This window comes from Clostridioides sp. ZZV15-6597 (assembly GCF_020657815.1).
GTDB lineage: Bacteria > Bacillota > Clostridia > Peptostreptococcales > Peptostreptococcaceae > Clostridioides.
In genome coordinates this window covers 1-19,822 of record NZ_JAGWCT010000020.1, presented here as the reverse complement: position 1 = coordinate 19,822, position 19,822 = coordinate 1, and the positions used below count along the sequence as shown (strand labels likewise).

At 29.1% G+C, this 19,822-nt stretch carries 13 protein-coding genes and 1 pseudogene; 11 read left to right on the top strand and 3 right to left on the bottom strand.

Annotated features, from left to right (window positions below; all coding sequences use genetic code 11):
* Window positions 1–22: 22 nt before the first annotated feature.
* A complete protein-coding gene (locus KGF52_RS06815) occupies window positions 23–1,018 on the top strand; it encodes a YhdH/YhfP family quinone oxidoreductase (RefSeq protein WP_227839573.1) in 996 nt (331 codons plus the stop codon).
* Window positions 1,019–1,216: 198 nt separating this feature from the next.
* On the opposite strand, the gene KGF52_RS06810 is transcribed toward KGF52_RS06815, so the two are convergent.
* The gene (locus tag KGF52_RS06810; RefSeq protein ID WP_227839572.1) at window positions 1,217–2,143 is read right to left on the bottom strand and encodes a carbon-nitrogen hydrolase family protein; all 927 of its coding nucleotides are present in this window, start codon (window positions 2,141–2,143) and stop codon (window positions 1,217–1,219) included.
* Window positions 2,144–2,599: 456 nt separating this feature from the next.
* Between KGF52_RS06810 and KGF52_RS06805 the strand changes: the two genes are divergently transcribed.
* Entirely contained in the window at window positions 2,600–4,198 is a 1,599-nt protein-coding gene (locus KGF52_RS06805) for an amidohydrolase (RefSeq protein WP_227839571.1), read from the top strand.
* A gap of 185 nt (window positions 4,199–4,383) precedes the next feature.
* Here KGF52_RS06805 and KGF52_RS06800 read toward each other — a convergent pair.
* A pseudogene (locus KGF52_RS06800) lies at window positions 4,384–4,548 on the bottom strand (cupin domain-containing protein); the annotation flags it as partial.
* 431 nt (window positions 4,549–4,979) lie between these two features.
* Here KGF52_RS06800 and serS point away from each other — a divergent pair.
* From serS to KGF52_RS06755, 9 genes are all read left to right on the top strand, one after another.
* A complete protein-coding gene (serS, locus tag KGF52_RS06795; protein WP_227839570.1) occupies window positions 4,980–6,251 on the top strand; it encodes a serine--tRNA ligase in 1,272 nt (423 codons plus the stop codon).
* Between the two features lie 199 nt (window positions 6,252–6,450).
* A complete protein-coding gene (locus KGF52_RS06790) occupies window positions 6,451–7,956 on the top strand; it encodes a histidine kinase (RefSeq protein WP_227839569.1) in 1,506 nt (501 codons plus the stop codon).
* 113 nt (window positions 7,957–8,069) lie between these two features.
* A complete protein-coding gene (locus KGF52_RS06785; RefSeq protein ID WP_227839568.1) occupies window positions 8,070–8,774 on the top strand; it encodes a response regulator in 705 nt (234 codons plus the stop codon).
* Between the two features lie 292 nt (window positions 8,775–9,066).
* Window positions 9,067–10,155, top strand: coding sequence for a hypothetical protein (locus KGF52_RS06780; protein WP_227827617.1), 1,089 nt, complete (start codon window positions 9,067–9,069; stop codon window positions 10,153–10,155).
* A 238-nt stretch (window positions 10,156–10,393) separates the two neighbouring features.
* Window positions 10,394–11,578, top strand: a complete 1,185-nt coding sequence (locus KGF52_RS06775) for a M20 family metallopeptidase (protein ID WP_227839567.1) — start codon at window positions 10,394–10,396, stop codon at window positions 11,576–11,578.
* A gap of 97 nt (window positions 11,579–11,675) precedes the next feature.
* Window positions 11,676–13,178, top strand: coding sequence for an AbgT family transporter (locus KGF52_RS06770; RefSeq protein WP_227839592.1), 1,503 nt, complete (start codon window positions 11,676–11,678; stop codon window positions 13,176–13,178).
* A gap of 71 nt (window positions 13,179–13,249) precedes the next feature.
* The gene (glyA, locus tag KGF52_RS06765; RefSeq protein WP_227839566.1) at window positions 13,250–14,506 is read left to right on the top strand and encodes a serine hydroxymethyltransferase; all 1,257 of its coding nucleotides are present in this window, start codon (window positions 13,250–13,252) and stop codon (window positions 14,504–14,506) included.
* A gap of 171 nt (window positions 14,507–14,677) precedes the next feature.
* Window positions 14,678–17,452 (top strand): calcium-translocating P-type ATPase, PMCA-type, encoded by a 2,775-nt coding sequence (locus KGF52_RS06760; protein ID WP_227839565.1) that lies wholly within the window; start codon window positions 14,678–14,680, stop codon window positions 17,450–17,452.
* A gap of 524 nt (window positions 17,453–17,976) precedes the next feature.
* Window positions 17,977–18,729: an EFR1 family ferrodoxin gene (locus KGF52_RS06755; RefSeq protein ID WP_227839564.1), complete on the top strand. Its 753-nt coding sequence runs from the start codon at window positions 17,977–17,979 to the stop codon at window positions 18,727–18,729.
* Between the two features lie 183 nt (window positions 18,730–18,912).
* Here the strand turns inward: KGF52_RS06755 and KGF52_RS06750 are convergent, their stop codons facing one another.
* Window positions 18,913–19,674 carry an EFR1 family ferrodoxin gene (locus tag KGF52_RS06750; protein WP_227839563.1) on the bottom strand — a complete coding sequence of 254 codons (762 nt, stop codon included), beginning with the start codon at window positions 19,672–19,674 and terminating at the stop codon, window positions 18,913–18,915.
* Between the last annotated feature and the right edge of the window lie 148 nt (window positions 19,675–19,822).

Sequence of the window (19,822 nt, the reverse complement as noted above, 5' to 3'; positions counted from 1 at the left end):
TAAATGTATTGGGAGGAAATTTATGAGTAAAAATTTTAAATCACTATATATTACAGAAGAAGAAGGAAGTTTTAAGAGAAATATAATAGAAAGAGATATAGATGCACTACCAGAAGGAGATGTTCTAATAAAAGTAAGATATTCTTCATTAAATTACAAGGATGCACTTTCAGCAAATGGAAATAAGGGTGTCACTAGAAAATATCCTCATACTCCAGGAATAGATGCATCTGGTGTAGTAGAATTTAGTAGTTGTGATGATTTTAAAGTTGGGGATGAAGTTTTAGTAACAGGTTATGATTTAGGTATGAATACATCTGGAGGTTTTTCAGAATATATAAGAGTTCCTTCTAATTGGGTTGTCAAACTTCCAAATAATCTTTCTTTAAAAGAAGCAATGGATTATGGTACAGCAGGATTTACAGCAGCTTTATCTGTATATAAATTTGTAAATACTGTAGACAAAGATATGGGAGATGTGCTAGTTACTGGTGGTACTGGAGGAGTTGCTGTGATTGCAACTAAAATATTAGTTAAATTAGGCTATTCAGTTGTGGTTTCAACAGGAAAATTGGAAGAACAAAAAGAAACATTATTAAAGCTAGGAGTTAAAGATGTTATACATAGATCAGAAGTAGATGATAATTCAGGGAGACCTCTACTTAGACCAAGATGGGCTGGAGCAATAGATACAGTAGGAGGAAATACTTTATCAACAGCAATAAAGACAACTAATTATTGTGGAGCAGTTACAACATGTGGCAATGCAGGTGGAATTGATTTTACAAGTTCAGTATATCCATTTATATTAAAAGGTGTTACTTTATATGGTATAGATTCTGTAGAATGCCCAATGAATTTAAGATTAAAAATATGGGATTTATTATCAAATGAATGGAAGCTAGAAGATTTAGATGACATGGTATCTGTAGTATCATTAAGTGAATTGAGTAAGAGTATAGATTCAATAATAGAAGGAAAGCATGTAGGAAGAACAGTAGTTGATTTAGGTGTGTAGTTAAGGTTAGGTTTATAGTTAAGTTAACTAATTTTGAATATATAATTGATTTTTAATATATAGTTAAATAAGTTTTAATGTAAAACTATAATATCAAATCATAAAATAAAAAATGAGATGCCTTAAATTTATTTTATTTAAGAGTATCTCATTTTAATTTTTATGTAAAAAATTTATGCAAGCTTTTGGATAAAAAGACTATTCGTGAACAATTAATTCAAATACATCAGGTCTTGAATAGTGACCTTCTGAATCAAAATCTAGTCTGCTAAGAACTATTTGTTCTAAATCTAAATCAGCTATTAATACTTCTTCTTTATTGAAAACAGGACCTGCTACATATTTTCCAAAAGGGTCAACTATACAACTTCCACCTGGACACATAATCTCTGGTTCTGCATCAAGTTCTCTATAATAGTTAAGGTCAGTTGGGTACATATTTTTTTCAACATATTGATTGCATCCAATAACGAAGCATCTTCCTTCTAAAGCAATATGTTTCATAGTTGATTGCCACTCTTCTCTTGAATCAGCAGTAGGAGCTATATAAAGTTTTACACCTTTAGCATAAAGAGCTGTTCTAGCTAATGGCATATAGTTTTCCCAACAAATTAATGAACCCATTTTTCCATATGGAGTATCAACAACTGTAAGGGTGCTTCCATCACCTTCACCCCAAATGCATCTTTCTGTTCCTGTAGGTTTAAGCTTTCTATGTTTACCAATAAGTTTACCTTCTGGTGAGAAAAATAAGTTTGTACAATAAAGAGTGCAATTTATATCGTTTCCATCTCTTTCTGTTATTCCCATTGATAGATATATCCCTGCTTCTTGGGCCGCTTTTCCTAATAAATCTGTTGTAGCACTAGGTACTGGTACAGAATTATCATAGTATCTTTTCCAATCTTCTCTACCTTTCATTGTTCTACTTCCAACAACAAATCCAAATGAAAGTCCTCTTGGATATGCAGGTATAAATGCTTCTGGGAAAACTACTATATTTGCCCCTTTTCTACCAGCTTCTTTAATTAATTCTAATGCTTTTTCAACAGTTTTATCTAAGTCCATTATAATTGGTGATGCCTGAACAACGGCAACTCTTACATTTTTATTTTCTTTGTTCATAAAAACCTCCTAAAAAATATTTGAATTTGTTGATTTCAACAGATTACATCAAGTTTTATTTGAGAAAAAAGTATCTTATCTTGTAAATAATGATGCAGCTGTATATTTAAAATGATACATCATGATTTAGCAAATTACAATTATACAAAAAAATAATTCATGCTAAGTATCTTATTCTATAAGCATATAATAATTCTTTATATTAATTATAATGACTATTAAATTATCATATTTATAATGAATAGTATTTATTTCTTGGTGAACAATAATTAAAAATGAGATTTTCATATATTAATATATGAAAAAATAAGCTTAATGAAATACGAATAATTAATTAGAAAACAATAAAATAAATTTATCAAAATAGAGCAGGATGAAAAAGAAAATAAAACTGTAAAAAATATAAAGTATTTATATAAATTTATAGAGTTTATACATCAGTTTAAGGAGAATTTTATGAAAGAAAAAATTTATTATAATGGAAATATCATTACAATGGAAGATTCAATATGTGGAGATGCTATTCTTATAAAAGATAAAATAATAAAAAAAATAGGAACAAAAGAAGAAATTTTAGCTTTAAAAAATGATGAAACAGAAGTCATAGATTTACAGGGAAAAACATTGATGCCTTCCTTTATAGATTCACACAGTCATTTGACAGCTTTTGCTACTACACTAAGATTAGTTCCTTTAGAAGATGCAACTAGCTTTAAAGATATAGTAAAGAAAATACAAGATTTTAAAGATTCAAAGGATATAAAAAAGGGTGAATGGATAATTGGGTTTTCATATGATAACAATTTTTTAGAAGAAAATATGCATCCAGATAAAGATTTATTAGATAGTGCGTCTTTAGAAAACCCAATACTAATTTCACATGCTTCTGGTCATATGGGAGTTGCAAATACTTTAGGATTAAAAAAATTAGGTGTTACTCATGAAACACAAGACCCAGAAGGAGGACATATAGGCAGAGTCAAAGGGAGTAAAGAGCCAAATGGATATTTGGAGGAAAATGCATTTTTTAAAGTATCCTCTAAAATAAAACAACCATCATTAGATGAAATTTGTAATCTAATTGAAAAAGTACAAGATATTTACTTAAGTTATGGTATTACAACAGCGCAAGAAGGATTAATGGCAGATAATCAATTTAATCTTTTAAAATTAATGTCAAATCAAAATAGACTAAAAATGGATATTGTAGGATATATAGATTTAAAAAATAGTAAATCTGTGAAAGATGATAATAAAAATTTTGTAAAGAAATATGTAAATAGATTTAAAATAGGAGGATATAAGATATTTTTGGATGGTTCTCCTCAAGGAAAGACAGCATGGTTAACGAAACCATATGAAAATTCAGAAGATGGTTATCGTGGGTATCCTATATATAAAGATGAGGAAGTAGAGAAATTTATAAAAATTTCAGTAGAAGAAAAAATGCAACTTTTAACTCATTGTAATGGAGATGCAGCAGCAGACCAACTAATAAATTCATTTGAAAAAGTTATAAAGGAAAAAAATATCAAAGATGATATGAGACCTGTGATGATACATGCTCAAACTGTAAGAGAAGACCAAGTTGATGAAATGAAAAAAATAAACATGATACCATCATATTTTGTAGCTCACACATACTACTGGGGAGATATTCATATTAAAAATCTTGGAGAAGGTAGAGCATTCAAGATTAGTCCCCTTAAAACAACTATAGAAAAAGGTTTGATTTATACTTTACATCAAGATACACCTGTAATAGCACCTAATATGCTTGAAACAATATGGTGTGCGGTTAATAGAATTACAAAAAAAGGAGTATTGATAGGTGAAAATGAAAAGATAAGCCCATTGGAAGCTTTAAAGGGTGTTACTATAAATGCGGCATATCAATATTTTGAAGAAGATAAAAAGGGTTCAATCAAAGAAGGTAAACTAGCTAATTTAATAATACTAGATGAAAATCCACTTACAGTTGACCCTCTTAAAATAAAAGATATTAAAGTTTTACAAACAATAGTAGAAGGGGAAGTATTATATTCATTAAAATAGATATGAATTATATTATTTTAGAGATTGTGTAAAAATATTGCGTAAAAAAATATTATGTAAAAATAAAATCTAATCTAATAAAATAGGTAGAATTAATAATATTATATATGACTGAATGGTTAGCTTATTAGGTCTAAAGGGTCATTGCCATAATTTTATTAATTCTACCTTGAAAATTTATATTTTTAGGACACTACTATGTAGATTACCTTACTTTCAACTTCATTTGGATTTCCCCACTTATGTCTCATACCAAAAGGTATTTTTACACTATCACCTTCATTTAATTCAAATATATCATCTTCCAAACTAAGCTCAACACTTCCTTTAAGTATATAAGCAACTTCGTCTCCAGAATGCCCATTTTTTTCTACATAAAGTCAATTTTCTGCCTATACTTGAATTACTCATTAAAATCCTCCTATTCTAAAATCTGACAAAGAATATATAAAGAATTATATCATAAGGTAAAAAAATTTATATGAAAATTGATAACTATATAAGATTGATAAAGAAAAAGTCAAAATAGATAATTGATTGCTAAAATTAGTATAATTATAATGAAAGTAAAAGTAAGGTTAATGACAAAAAATTAAATAATATTAATTTAATTAAATATAATTTGACAATGTGTAAAAAAGTGAGTAAAATATAACTAAATAAAAATAATAGGTTCGGATAAGACAGAAAAAGATTTCTTAACCTTAAGCAAATATACTATTATCAAAGTTAACTGAGATTAAGAGATAACATCCAATCTTAAAGTATTGAGGAGGAAAAAATGCTTGATATAAAAAGAATAAGAGAAAACTTAGATTGTATAAAGAAAGCAATGGAAAGAAGGGGTGAAAAAGCCTTTAATCTTGATGAAGTAGTTAAGTTAGATGATGAAAGAAGAAAAATTCTTCAAGAAGTTGAGGTTATGAAAAATGAGTTAAATACTGCATCCAAAAATATACCAAATCTTATAAAAGAAGGTAAAGATGTAGAAAATGAAAAAGCTAAATTAAAAGAGTTATCTGACAAGATTAAAGTTATAGACCAAAATCTTAAAGATGTAGAGGACAAGATGGAATATTTGTTAATGAGAATTCCAAATGTACCACATCCAGAAGTACCACAAGGGGAAACTGATGAAGATAATGTTGAAGTGAGAACTTGGGGTAAGACGACTAGCTTTGATTTTGAATCTAAAGCTCATTGGGAAATAGGAACTGAGTTAGGTATACTTGATTTTGAAACAGCTGGGAAAATAACTGGTTCAAGATTCACACTTTATAAGGGATTAGGAGCTAGATTAGAAAGGGCATTATTAAATTTTTATCTAGATACAAATACAACAGTAAATGGATACACAGAAATTATTCCACCATTTATGGCAAATAGAAATAGTTTTTTGGGTACAGGGCAACTACCTAAGTTTGAAGAGGATATGTTCAAGATAGAAGGATTAGATTACTTTTTAATTCCAACATCAGAAGTTCCCTTAACTAATATACATGCTAATGAAATACTTAAATTTGAGCAATTACCAATAAATTATACGGCATATACTCCTTGTTTTAGGTCAGAAGCTGGTTCTGCTGGAAGGGATACAAGAGGTTTGGTAAGACAACATCAATTTAATAAAGTAGAAATGGTAAAAATAGTAGCACCAGAAGAATCTTACAATGAATTAGAAAAATTAACTAATAATGCTGAGACTATGCTACAATTATTAAACTTACCATATATAGTAGTAAAAATATGTACAGGTGACTTAGGTTTTACAGCTTCTTTTAAATATGATGTAGAAGTTTGGATGCCAAGCTACAACAGATATGTTGAAATTTCATCTTGTTCAAATTGTGAAGATTTTCAAGCTAGAAGAGCTGGAATAAGATTTAAAAGAGATAAAAATTCTAAAGCCGAATATGCACATACATTAAATGGTTCTGGATTGGCTATTGGAAGAAGTGTAGCAGCTATATTGGAAAATTACCAACAAGCTGATGGTTCTGTAATAGTTCCAGAAGTTTTAAGACCATATATGGGTGTTTCTGTTATTAAATAATAATTGAAATATATATTTTTAAATAATAAAGTAAGCTATAAATAATTAAAAAAATAATAATTAATATAATAATGTGTACAAACTAATGAATATTGATATAGTATAGCTATCATATGAAAGAGTATGTGCACATTTTTATTTACTAATTTATTTAAAGATAAATGAATATAAATAATCTATAAACAGAAAGGGTTTTTTTATGAAAATTCAAAATACTGAGTGGGGATATATTGAATGGAAACATACTTATGATGAGAATAACCCAAAACAAGCTATGAATATATACATTGCAGTTACCATGCCAGGTAAAAAACATTTTAATCATGTTCATTATGGGCAAGAACAGATGATATATATTTTAGAAGGAGAGGGATTGTATATTATAAATGGAGTTTGGAAGCCATTTTCCCAAGGTATGATTTTTTATATAGAATCTGGTAGCACACATGAGTCTATAAATACAGGAGATAGACCAATAAAAGAGCTTATTGTTTCAAATAATGTAGGTAATATAGGAGAAAGTGAAGTTATAGAAATCAATCCTAATAGTGATTTAAAAAAGACCTTAATAAATTATAGTGAAAGTACTTTAAATTTATATGCAGCAGTGGAATCAATTCGTGGTCAGTTTATTGACCCATTTAAAATTCCACTAATTATATATGATGATTCTTGGAATATAGTTTTAAAAAATCCATATTTTCCATTATTTTGTTTTGAAAAGTGTAATCCTATGAAGTTTCCTAAAAATTGCGATTGTATGAATCAAAAAAGTAGCAATCAATTCATATGTAAGTATGGGATAACTATATATAATATTCCAATATTATACAAGAACAATAGTATTGGAGTTATTCGAGGAGGGTATGTATTGTTATCTGACTTAAATCTAGATACTACTCATAGTAATTTATATGATATTCCAGAAGGTGCTGCTAGAAGTATAAAAAGATTATTAAAGCAAATATCTAAAAATATAATAAATTTTTGCTCATTTAATGATATAAGGAAAGATTTACAAGAGAAAGAACAAACCATTGCAAGAACTTATCACTATGGAGAACAACTTGAAATGAATCTAAAGGTAGCACAGGATACAGTTACTAATCTGAGAATAAATCATCATTTTTTATTTAATACTTTAAATTCAATGGCAAGCATAGCACTTGATGATGGTTGTTATGATTTATACAGTGCGATAATAGATTTGTCTAAAATGTTTAGATATACAATGAGGTCGGATTTAAGATTTGTAGAGTTAGAAGCTGAAATATTATATATTAAAAATTATTTGAATTTACAGAAATTGCGTTATGGAGATGAACTTAAAGTAAAGTACCTTATTCCAAGGAAGCTATATAACCTTTCTGTACCTTTTAACTTTATGCAACCTATTGTAGAGAATGCATTTACACATGGGTTTAGAGATATTGATTCAAAAAAGAGAATAGAAATAATTGCTAGAGTAGATTCCCAGTATGCTATTATAGAAATTCATAATAATGGAACTATCTTAGAAGAAAATAGTATAGACAAAATAAAGGCAGGTATTCGTAGTAATAATGGTCATGGTTTATCTCTAATATATACAAAATTTACATCTGCTTATGGAAATAATTTTGATATGGATATAAAGTCAAGTGATAATGATGGGACTTACATAATGATTAAAATTCCTATTGAAAATTATAAGGAGTATGTATAGAACCTATATAAAATTAATAAGTTTTATAAATATTAAGAAATATATTAGATGTTTTTATGTTGTTTTATATATCTTGCTTTTTTATATTATTAAGCTAAAAGGGAGGAATTCTCATGAGAAGAGCACTAATAATAGATGATGAAGAAGCTGTTCTAAAAATAATAACACACTTTATAGAAATGAAAGATATGCCAATAAAAATTGTTGATAAAGCAACATCCGGCGATGAAGCAGTAGAGAAAATAATTGATTTAGAGCCAGACATAGTTTTTATAGATATTCAAATGCCAATATACAATGGGTTAGAAGTAATAGAAAAAACATCTCACCTATCTAAAAAAATAAATTTTGTAGTAATAACTGCTTTTGACTATTTTGAATATGCTCAAAAAGCTTTGAGATTAAATGTGAAAGATATACTCCTTAAACCATTAGATATGAAAGAATTTACTAAGTCTGTAGAAAAGATTATCGGATATCAATATACTAATAATGATTTATTAAATGAAATACTGGAATATATAAATCTAAATTATAGCAATGACTTAAAGTTAAATGATTGTGCTAAATTATTTTTAACCAATCCATCTAATATATCTAGGATTTTTAAAAGTAATTTGAATACGACTTTTATATCATATCTAAATCATATAAGAATAGAAAAATCTATTGATTTACTTGAAAATACTACAAAAAGTATAAATGAGATTGCAGAGATAGTTGGATATAATAGTCTGAATAACTTCTATAAAAACTTTAAGATAGAAAAAGGAGTAACTCCAAAAGTTTATAAATTGAATACTAAAAATCGAAATTGATAAATAAAAAGTCAATATAGATAATTGTTTGAATATGTCTGAGTAAGTATACTTTAATTATAATAAAAATTAAAGCGCTTTAAATATATTTAATAATATTAAACCTTATAAAAGCTGTACCTATTTATATAAAAAAATATATATAAATAAAAATAAAAAGATATAAAAATAAAAAGATATAAAAATAAAAAAAGTAAGTCAAATACTATTCTTAAAAGACAGAATTTTCATTTAATTTACTTTGAATTTATATTTGTTAAAGAAGGTAACTTTATAATGGAGGTAATTTAATATGTCAGACAAAGTCAATGTGAAAAATATTATCTGTATTGCGGGTGCTTATTTAGCAACAGCAATTGGTTCTGGATTTGCTACTGGTCAAGAAATACTCCAATTTTTTGCCTCACAAGGGTATATGGGGCTGATTGGGGCGTTAATATCAATGGTGTTATTTTCATTTCTTGGTGCTGAAGTTATAACTAGAGGTAGAGAATTAAAACTCAAAGAACCAACAAGAATTTACACTTTTTATTGTGGGAAGATTTTAGGAAAATTTTACGAATGGTTTAGTCCAATATTTTTATTTGGGATTCTTATAGTAATGATTTCTGGTGCAGGCTCAACTTTAACTGAATATTATGGTATAAATCCTTATTTTGGAAGAGTGTTGATGGCTGTTGCTACCTTGATTACAGTATCTATGGGTCTAGAAAAATTAGTAAGTATACTTGGTCGTATTGGACCAGTGATAGCAGTATTTACAATTGCTGTTGGATTAATAAGCTTATTTAAGCATTTTGATGGTTTATCTATGGTTGGAGAAGCTATGAAAAATATTGAAGTTACAAAAGCATCAGAAAGTCCAATCATTTCAGGTGTAATATATAATACATTAAATATTATTGTAATGATTGTCTTTTTAACAGGAATGGGAGCTTCTATTGAAAGTAAAAAGGATGCTTTCTGGGGAGGTTTATTAGGTGGAGTTGTATTTATGACTGCTGGTATAGTTATGTATTTGGCTATGATTTCAGATATAGGAAACTTGTACATGAAAGAAATACCATCACTTTATTTAGCGGATAATATAGCTCCTATTATAGGTGTATGTTTCTCAGTTGCACTTATATTAGGTATTTATACAACAGCTGTTCCACTTTTATGGTCTGTAACTAATAGAATTGTTGAAGATGAGCATCCTAAATTTAAATTGGTAACAACAGTAATAGCTATTTTAGCTTGTATAGGTGGATTTTTACCATTTGGTAAACTAGTAAATATTTTATATCCATATACAGGTTATATGGGACTTTTAATTTTAGTTTGTATGGTATATAAAGCAATTACATGTAGACAGAAATCAACACAAAGTCAGGAATAGAGCCACTTATTAATATTTTCTAGTTAAAGAAACTTTTTATATAATCTGAATTTAAAAAGTCAAAATAGTTAAATAAATTGCAAAATATGATAATATATTTAATTAAAATAATATAGTAAAATATATATATAAACAAAATTAAATTTATAAAAACTATCTTTATAAATATTAGTAACTTATATAATTTGTAGTTAAATTAGCAAAAAATCAAAAAATAAAATTTTGGAGAGGTGTTAGTATGCATGAACTTATTTTAATCTCAGAAAAGTATAAAGAAGATATTTTAGATTTTTTTACAGATATTCATATGCACCCCGAATTAAGTTTTAAAGAATTTAGGACTACAAAAGCTATAAAAAATTTATTAGTAAGTTTAGGTATAGAGATATTAGACCTGGGAATGGAGACAGGAGTAGTAGGATTATTAAAAGGAAAGTACGATGGTCCTACAGTAGCATTAAGAGGCGATATTGATGCTTTACCAATATATGAAGAGGTAGATATTGAATACAAATCAAAATATGATGGTATAATGCATGCATGTGGACATGATATACATACATCTTGCCTTGTAGGATGTGCATATGTATTGTCTCACATTAAAGATAGTCTCCATGGAAATGTAAAGTTTATATTTCAACCAGCAGAAGAAGTCAATAAAGGTGCGAAGATGCTAGTTGAACGAGGAGTAATGGAAAATCCAAAAGTTGATGCTATATTTGGTCTTCATAATCACCCAGATATACCTTGTGGAAAAGTGGGAGTTAAGTTAGGTGGATTAATGGCAGCAGTAGATACTATTAGGATAGAAGTAAATGGTTTTGGAGGTCATGGAGGTATACCAAATAGAACAATAGATCCTATAGTAGCATCAAGTGCAATTATAATGGGTATTCAAACCATAGTAAGCAGAAACATAAGTCCATTAGAACCAGCTGTTATATCAATAGGTACTATAAATGGAGGAACTGCAAATAATGTAATTTCAGAAAAGGTAGATATGACAGGGACATGTAGAAGCTTTAGTAATGAAGTACGAAAGAAAATATCTGAAAATTTGGAAAATATAGTTTGTGAGATAGCTCGTGGATATCAAGCAACTGCAAAGCTAGATTATTTATTTGATCTACCAGCCGTTATAAACAGTAAAGAAATGTATACAATAGCTTGTAAGTCTGTGTGTGATTTGTATTCAGAAGATGCTATAGTTGATCCAATACCTTCTACAGGAGGAGAAGATTTTTCTATATTTATGGAAAAAGCACCAGGATTTTTTTACTGGTTAGGAGTAGGCAACAAAGAACAAGATTGTATGTATCAGTGGCATAATCCTAAATTTAAAGCTGATAAAAATTCTATATTAGTAGGTACAAATGTACTATGTCAGTCTGTTATAAATTATATGGATAAATTAAAAAAATAAAATTTAAGATAGAGCATTTCTGGAGATAAAGTTTATGGGGGTGATTAGTTTGAGGAAAATTAATTCACAGGAAAAAAACAAAGATAGTGGATTATTGATGAGAGCATTAAATGTTGTAGAGAGAGCAGGAAATAAACTTCCAGACCCAGTAACCATATTTTTATTACTATGCATAATTGTTTTAATATTGTCAGCAGTTATATCTAATTTAGGAGTAGAAGAAATACATCCTTCTACAAAAGAAGTTGTAAAGGTAGTAAATCTACTAGAGAAAGAGCAGATTCAATCATATTTAGGTAGTATAGTTACAAACTTCCAGTCATTTGCTCCATTAGGATTAGTATTGGTTACAATGCTTGGAGCAGGTGTTGCTGAGAAATCTGGATTTATGGAAGTGTTAATGAAAAAGGGAATAAGTAAAGTTCCGCAAAAACTTGTAACTGTAGCAATTGTATTTGCAGGTATGTTATCGCATACAGCAGCAGATGTAGGATTTATAATATTACCACCACTTGCAGCACTTGTGTTTTTAGGAATTGGAAGACATCCTCTTGTAGGTATGTTTGCAGCTTTTGCAGGTGTTGCAGGGGGATTTGCAGCAAATGTTATGCTTAGTACTACAGATGTATTGTTAGCTGGGTTTACAATACCAGCAGCTCAAATGATGGACCCATCTTACCAAGGTAATCCAGCAATGAACCTTTATTTTGCTTTTATATCAGCGATAGTTTTAACTTTTGCAGGAGCATTTGTAACTGAAAAATTTATAGCTCCTCGTTTTTCAAAATATAATGATTCAACAAATGATAAGGATATACAGAAATTGAGTGAACTTGAAAATAAGGGTATAAAGTACGCTTTATTATCATTGTTAGTTGTAGTAGTAATGATAGTTGCCTTATGTATAGGTGAAAATGCATTTATGAAAGATCCAGAGACTGGTTCTATACTATCTAGTAATGCACCTTTAATGAAAGGCATAGTTCCTATAATCACTATCATATTTTTAACTCCAGGATTAGTGTATGGAAAAGTAAGTAAGAAGATAAAAAGCGACAAAGAATTAGTATCTATGATGGGTAGTAGTATGAGTGATATGGGTGGATATATAGTCCTAGCATTTATAGCATCTCAGTTTATTAATTTATTTAATCTTAGTAACTTAGGAACAATTTTATCAATAACAGGAGCAAAATTACTGGCAGAATCGGGGATACCTAGCTATGGATTGATAATAGGATTTATATTGTTATCTGGATTTATCAATTTATTTGTAGGAAGTGCTTCTGCAAAATGGGCGATTTTAGCACCTATATTTGTTCCAATGTTTATGCTACTAGATTTCAATCCAGCATTAACTCAAATAGCTTATCGTATTGGAGATGCTTCAACAAATCCAATAAGTCCACTTTTCCCATATTTCCCAGTAATATTAGCTTTTGCTAGAAAGTATGATAAGGATATAGGTATAGGTACTGTCATATCGAATATGATTCCATACTCAGTAGTATTTACATTAATAGAAATAATAATATTATTACTATTCATGGGTATTGGCATACCATTAGGACCTGGTGGAGGAATATCTTACATTTTATAGACCTTTATAATAAATTTATTAATAAAGATTAAACTAAAAAAATATATTCTTTAATTAAGAGGAGGATTATTATGTTAAAAACAACAAAAATTTCAGACCCAGAGTTATATAAAATTGTAGCTGATGAGTTGGTTAGACAAGAGCATAATATCGAAATGATAGCTTCTGAAAGTACAGCACCAACAGAAGTACTTGAATTAAGTGGATGTGTATTTACAAATAAAACAGAAGAAGGTTATCCAGGCGCACGTTTCCAAGCAGGCTCTGAAGAAGCAGATAAACTTGAAAATCTAGCAATAAAACGTGCAAAAGAAATATTTGGAGCAGAACATGTAAATGTACAGCCTTACTCAGGTTCTACAGCTAATTATTGTGTATATTCAGCAATATTAAAACCAAATGATACTGTTTTAAGTATGCGTCTTGACCAAGGAGGACACTTAACACATGGTAGTACAGTAAACTTCTTACATGATATTTATAAATATGAATTTTATGGGGTAGATTCAAATACTGGTCGTATAGATTATGATGCTCTTGAAGCGAAGGCAAAAGAGTGTAAACCAAAACTTATAATTGCAGGAGCAAGCTCATATCCAAGGTTGATAGATTATGAAAGAATCTCAAATGTTGCAAAAGAAGTAGGAGCTTATTTTATGGTAGATATGGCTCATGTTGCAGGTTTGGTGGCGGCAAAAGTAATACCTAGTCCTGTACCTTATGCAGATTTTGTTTCTTCATCTACAACAAAAACTTTCTGTGGACCAAGAAGTGGTATTGTACTTTGTAAAGCTGAACATGCAAAGAAGCTTGATAAAGGTGTTTTCCCAGGAACGTTAGGTTCTATACATCTTAACACAGTTGCAGCGAAAACATTTTCACTATTGTATCTAGGGACAGATAAGTTTCGTAAGATAATGGAGCAAGTAGTATTGAATGCTAAAACTTTGGCATCTGAACTTATTTCTCATGGATTTAGTATAGTAAGTGGTGGAACTGATAATCATATAGTAATGGTTGATTTAAGAAGTAAAAATTTGACAGGAAAGCAATTTGAAAAGGCTCTTGAATATGTAGGAATAACAGTTAACAAAAATGTTATACCTGATGACCCACAATCACCATTTGTAACTAGTGGTGTTCGTATCGGTCTTACATCAATATCTCAAAGAGGTCTCAAAGAAAAAGAAGTTGTACAAATAGCAGGTATAATGAATAAGGTATCAGAAAACATTGATAACAAAGAAGTATTAGATGAATGTAAAGTAGAAGCTCAGGAACTTATAGCTAAATTCCCATTGTATCCAGAAGGATATTTTGAAGATTAAGCATATCAATTTATGTAGCCTACAACCTATAAAGCCTATAACATAAAACCTAATAATATATAACCACTATAAGGTGTTGATTAATCAACACCTTATTTTTTTTGAAAAGTAATATACAAGCTATCATAAGCATATAATTCTCTATATATAATTAACAAGGGGGATAAAGTTATGAGGTATTATAATAAACCTACCAAAGAAGTCTTAAAATACTTAAAGACAAATCCAGAAGTTGGACTTGCTGATAATGAGGTAGAAGAAAGGAAACTTAGATATGGATTAAATGAATTTACGATAAAAGAAGGACGAACATTTTGGGACGAGTTGGGAGAAAGTCTAACAGAGCCAATGATATTAATTCTTCTGGGGGCAGCAGTAATAAGTTCTTTTGTAGGAGAACTTCATGATGCATTAGGGATTTTAGGGGCTATTTTTATTGGGATTTCCATAGGTATAATAACCGAAGGAAAATCCAAAAAGGCAGCTCATGCCTTATCAAAATTAACAGAAAACATAGAAGTAAAAGCACTTAGAAATGGTAAGATAATTAAAATATCAAAAGACAATTTAGTTCCTGGAGATATTGTGTATATAGAGACTGGAGATATGATACCAGCAGATGGGAGACTTATACAGTCTATAAATTTAAAGCTTAGAGAAGATATGCTTACAGGAGAGTCTGATGATGTAGCTAAAAATGCTGATGCCATATTAGATATGGAAGTAGTTTATTCTAAAACAGAAATAATTGAACAAGATACAATACCTGCAAAGCAAATAAATATGGTATTTGGAGGAACTCTTGTAGCATATGGTAGAGGAATAATGGTTGTTACTTGTATTGGTGATAAGACGGAGATGGGCAAGATAGCACAAAATTTATCAAATGAAGAACAGCAAACTCCGTTACAAATTAAATTAGGTAAGTTAGGAGCTAAAATAGCAGGTATATCAGGTGTAATAGCTACATTATTATGTATGTTTATGATTATACAAATGCAAAGAAGAGGTCTGCTAATTTTAGATACAAGCAGTATTTTATCTTTTTTACAATCATTAGAGCCTGCTAAAAATGCATATATGGTTTGTATTGCTTTAATAGTTGCAACAGTACCAGAAGGTTTGCCAACTATGATAAATATTACTTTAGCCATAACAATGCAAAAGATGGCAAAGATAAATGCATTAGTAACAAAGAAAGAAGCCTGTGAAACTATAGGTTCTGTTTCTGTAATATGTTCTGATAAGACTGGCACTTTGACACAAAATAAAATGATGGTAGAAGTAGCTTATATTGATGGTAAATATGTAAGTGGTGGAGAATATAAGAGTAATAGCTATTTTGAAGAAAATTGTATAGTAAACTCAACAGCAGATATAGAAAAAGAAGAAAATTCATTTAAATATATAGGAAGTGCAACAGAGTGTGCATTACTTTTATACCATAATGATAAAGATTATACTGAAATGAGAAAGCAAACTTATTTAATCTCACAAATACCATTTAGCTCAGAAGAAAAGAAAATGTCGACATTAATTCGTCAAGATGACTCAGATATATTGCTCTCAAAAGGAGCTCCAGAAGTATTACTGAAGAAATGTTCTTATGTACAGCAAGGTAAAAATATTGTTCCAATAACTCCAAGAATAGAAAAAAGTATTTTAGATGAAATTAGAAAGTTACAGATTAAATCTATGAGAACCTTAGGGTTTGCCTACAAAAAAATGACTAAATCTCGCACAGAGGTAGCAATAACATCAGAAGGAGAATTGAATTTAATAGGAAATCCAAGAGGCTATGAAAAAGAAGAAAATTTAATTTTTAGCGGATTTGTAGGAATAGTAGACCCATTAAGAGAAGGTGTTAAAGATTCTATTGATAAAGCTTTTAGTGCTGGGGTAGATGTAAAAATGCTTACAGGGGATAACATCAATACAGCTACTGCTATTGGAGATGAGTTAGGGCTATTAAATGATGGAAAAAAAGCTGTCGAAGCTACTTATATAGATGTGCTTACAGATGAAGAATTAAGAAAAGAAATCAAGGGAATATCAATCGTTGCAAGAAGCAAGCCAGATACAAAAATGAGAATAGTTTCAGCACTTCAAAAGAGTGGAGAAGTTGTAGCTGTGACAGGTGATGGTATAAATGATGCTCCTGCACTTAGTCAAGCAGATGTGGGAATTGCAATGGGTATTTCTGGAACAGAAGTTTCTAAAAATGCAGCTGATATAATATTGACTGATGACAGTTTCAGTACAATAGTAGAGGGAATAAAATGGGGAAGAGGTATATATGAAAACTTTCAAAGGTTTATACAGTTCCAGCTTACTGTAAATATAGTAGCATTTATAATTGCTATAATATCTCAACTTACTGGTAAAGACATGCCTTTTACCACAATACAATTATTATGGGTAAACATAATAATGGATGGTCCTCCAGCGTTAGCATTAGGATTAGAGCCTGTTAGAGATTATGTATTGAAAAGAAAACCAATAAATAGACATTCTGGAATAATAGCTAGGTCTATGTCTGTAAATATTATTATAAATGCTATCCTTATGATTACAATTGTATTTACACAATCAGCTTTCAACATATTGGGAGCAACTCCAGAAGAACAAGGTACTGTTATATTTTCCTTATTTGCATTCAGTGCTCTTTTTAATGCATTAAATTGTAGAGAATTTGGATTAAACAGTACAATACCAAATCTATTTAAAAATAAATTAGCATTACAAGTAATAGTTGTGACAGGTGTTATTCAAATAATATTTACCCAAGTATTTCAAAGTTTCTTCAATTCAGTGTCACTAGAGTTTGATATGTGGATAAAGATAATATTATTTGCATCGACTATTCTATTGTCAAATGAACTTGTAAAATTATTTCTTAGAACAATAAAAAATGGTAAAAAAGTGAATCTTAATGATAAAAATTAACTTCTAAAATTCCGCAAAATCGTATTGAAACTACGCTTTTGCGGTTTTATTTGTTTTTGTGGAAGTGATTTCAAAATACTATTTATCGCTTTTTTGTATGATACATTATTATTATACTTAAAAAATGTGATTGACTATTAAAATATGGTATTTAGCAACATACTCATAAGATTTAAAGATTATTATTGCTACTAATTTACTGCCATTAAATGAGTCCTAGTATGATGTCAAGAGCCTTGAATATATGAGCTGATAGACATAATTTGCGAAGTATTTGATATGAAATAATAATATATAATATTTTGATGGTAAAGAGTTTCTTTACCAATGTCGCAATATTTATTTTGTCTGATATAATGGTTAAAGAACATTAACGAAATAAGGAAAAACCATGCAGGGATTATGCATATTGAAGAGAACTAGAAGGGTAAAAATATAAATAAAAAGTATATCTGAATATTTAAGTAAGTTAAAAATATGCGATAGTTTTAAAATATGAATTTTATAAAGGGGTTGCTAAAATTATGATTATATATTTTTCTGGTACTGGTAACAGTGAATATGTGGCAAAAAAAATAAGTAAAGAGCTTCAAGATGAGGTATTGAATATATTTGAAAAAATTCGAACTAGGGATTATTCTGATTTAATATCTGATAGACCATGGGTTATCGTTGTACCAACTTATGCATGGCGTATTCCACGCATTGTGCATGAATGGTTAATGAAAACAGAACTGGGTGGAAACAAGAATATTTATTTTGTAATGACCTGTGGGGCTGATATTGGAAATGCAGGTACCTATTTGAATAAATTATGTGAAGAAAAAGGGATGAATTACAGGGGATGTGTTTCTGTAATCATGCCAGAAAACTATATTGCGCTTTTCAGTACCCCAAGTAAAGAAGAAGCTTTAGTAACGATTGAACAAGCTGAGCAGAAAATATCATCTACGATACAATGTATTAGAACTGATATAGCATTCCCAGAATCTAAAGCAACATTTAAGGCTAAATTCAGTAGTGGCTTTGTCAATAATATATTTTATCCAATATTTGTTCATTCTAAAAAATTTTATGTTACAGATGCTTGTGTTTCTTGTAAGAAATGTGAAAATGTATGTCCACTTGAAAATATACATCTTAATGATGGAAAGCCAAACTGGGGAAATCATTGTACTCATTGCATGGCCTGTATATGTCGATGTCCAAAAGAAGCTATTGAATATGGTGAACATAGCAAGGGAATGGCACGTTATACTTGCCCAAAGGAAATGTAAAAATAAATGATTTAAACTAATCTTGATGTATGTTAAGGATGGTGTTTTAAAAGCAATCAGTATATCACATAGATTTTATATAATTGAGTATTAATTTAAAAGACAGTTGATAAATAGTCAGCTGTCTTTTTTCAATCAATTAAATTAACTAGTCATCTTAATGAAATTCTAATGAAATTTGTATTATAGATATTTCTCAATTTTACTTTGTTCAATTACGCGTTTACCCAATAAGGTAATTGCCTGTTTTGGGCAATTATTAATACAGCGATAACACATAGTACACTGATTTCCTGGTATAGCAGTACCATTTTTCAAGACAATATTTTTCAAGCAACATAGATTTACACATTTTCCACAGCCAATACATTTGTCAGCATTTATTTTTAATTTGTCTGAATAGTATTTTGTTTTATTAATAAAATATAGCCTTTGTCCAAATAAACCTGCTATATGATAAAAAATTCCTATTCCATCTTGTGTTGGCATTCCGTCTTGCAATTTTTTTACAGCATGCTTTATTTTTTGCTCTGCATTTGTTATGAGTTTTCTATTGCCTTCTAAAGTCTTTTTTAGTACCTTTTCGTCAGCAATGCTATCAGGCATTTTTAAATGTAAACCTCCAATAATGACTGCACCATATTTTTTAAGCAAACGAGCTAAGATACCTGCTCCATCTCCACTGAATAGTCCCATTGTTGTAATAATAAAAACTCGCTTGTCTTTCCATAAATTTTGATGATTGATTATAAAGTCTTTTAATATTTTAGGTATGTTACTGTATTGTGTAGGATAGCTAAATACAATATCTTTATGATAACTAATTTGATGTAATAATTGCTTATCTTCAATAGAAAATGCTTTTGATGTCATATCATATTCCTGCAAAAATTTTTCTATACAATATTTTGAATTACCTGTTCCACTGAAATATATTCCTAGCATAATTTTTCTCCAATTTTTAATTTATTGACTTATTTGTTTTATTCTACCATGAGGATATATAAAAGTCATTTTTTTTATGCTTTAAGTAGATATTTAAGCAAAAGTTATGTGAATTAATTTTGATATGTAGAAAATAGAGTATTTTTTA

Coding starts and splice junctions, on each gene's coding strand:
- KGF52_RS06815 (WP_227839573.1), top strand. CDS start 23: ATGAGTAAAAATTTTAAATCACTATATATTACAGAAGAAGAAGGAAGT.
- KGF52_RS06810 (WP_227839572.1), bottom strand. CDS start 2,143: ATGAACAAAGAAAATAAAAATGTAAGAGTTGCCGTTGTTCAGGCATCA.
- KGF52_RS06805 (WP_227839571.1), top strand. CDS start 2,600: ATGAAAGAAAAAATTTATTATAATGGAAATATCATTACAATGGAAGAT.
- serS (WP_227839570.1), top strand. CDS start 4,980: ATGCTTGATATAAAAAGAATAAGAGAAAACTTAGATTGTATAAAGAAA.
- KGF52_RS06790 (WP_227839569.1), top strand. CDS start 6,451: ATGAAAATTCAAAATACTGAGTGGGGATATATTGAATGGAAACATACT.
- KGF52_RS06785 (WP_227839568.1), top strand. CDS start 8,070: ATGAGAAGAGCACTAATAATAGATGATGAAGAAGCTGTTCTAAAAATA.
- KGF52_RS06780 (WP_227827617.1), top strand. CDS start 9,067: ATGTCAGACAAAGTCAATGTGAAAAATATTATCTGTATTGCGGGTGCT.
- KGF52_RS06775 (WP_227839567.1), top strand. CDS start 10,394: ATGCATGAACTTATTTTAATCTCAGAAAAGTATAAAGAAGATATTTTA.
- KGF52_RS06770 (WP_227839592.1), top strand. CDS start 11,676: ATGAGAGCATTAAATGTTGTAGAGAGAGCAGGAAATAAACTTCCAGAC.
- glyA (WP_227839566.1), top strand. CDS start 13,250: ATGTTAAAAACAACAAAAATTTCAGACCCAGAGTTATATAAAATTGTA.
- KGF52_RS06760 (WP_227839565.1), top strand. CDS start 14,678: ATGAGGTATTATAATAAACCTACCAAAGAAGTCTTAAAATACTTAAAG.
- KGF52_RS06755 (WP_227839564.1), top strand. CDS start 17,977: ATGATTATATATTTTTCTGGTACTGGTAACAGTGAATATGTGGCAAAA.
- KGF52_RS06750 (WP_227839563.1), bottom strand. CDS start 19,674: ATGCTAGGAATATATTTCAGTGGAACAGGTAATTCAAAATATTGTATA.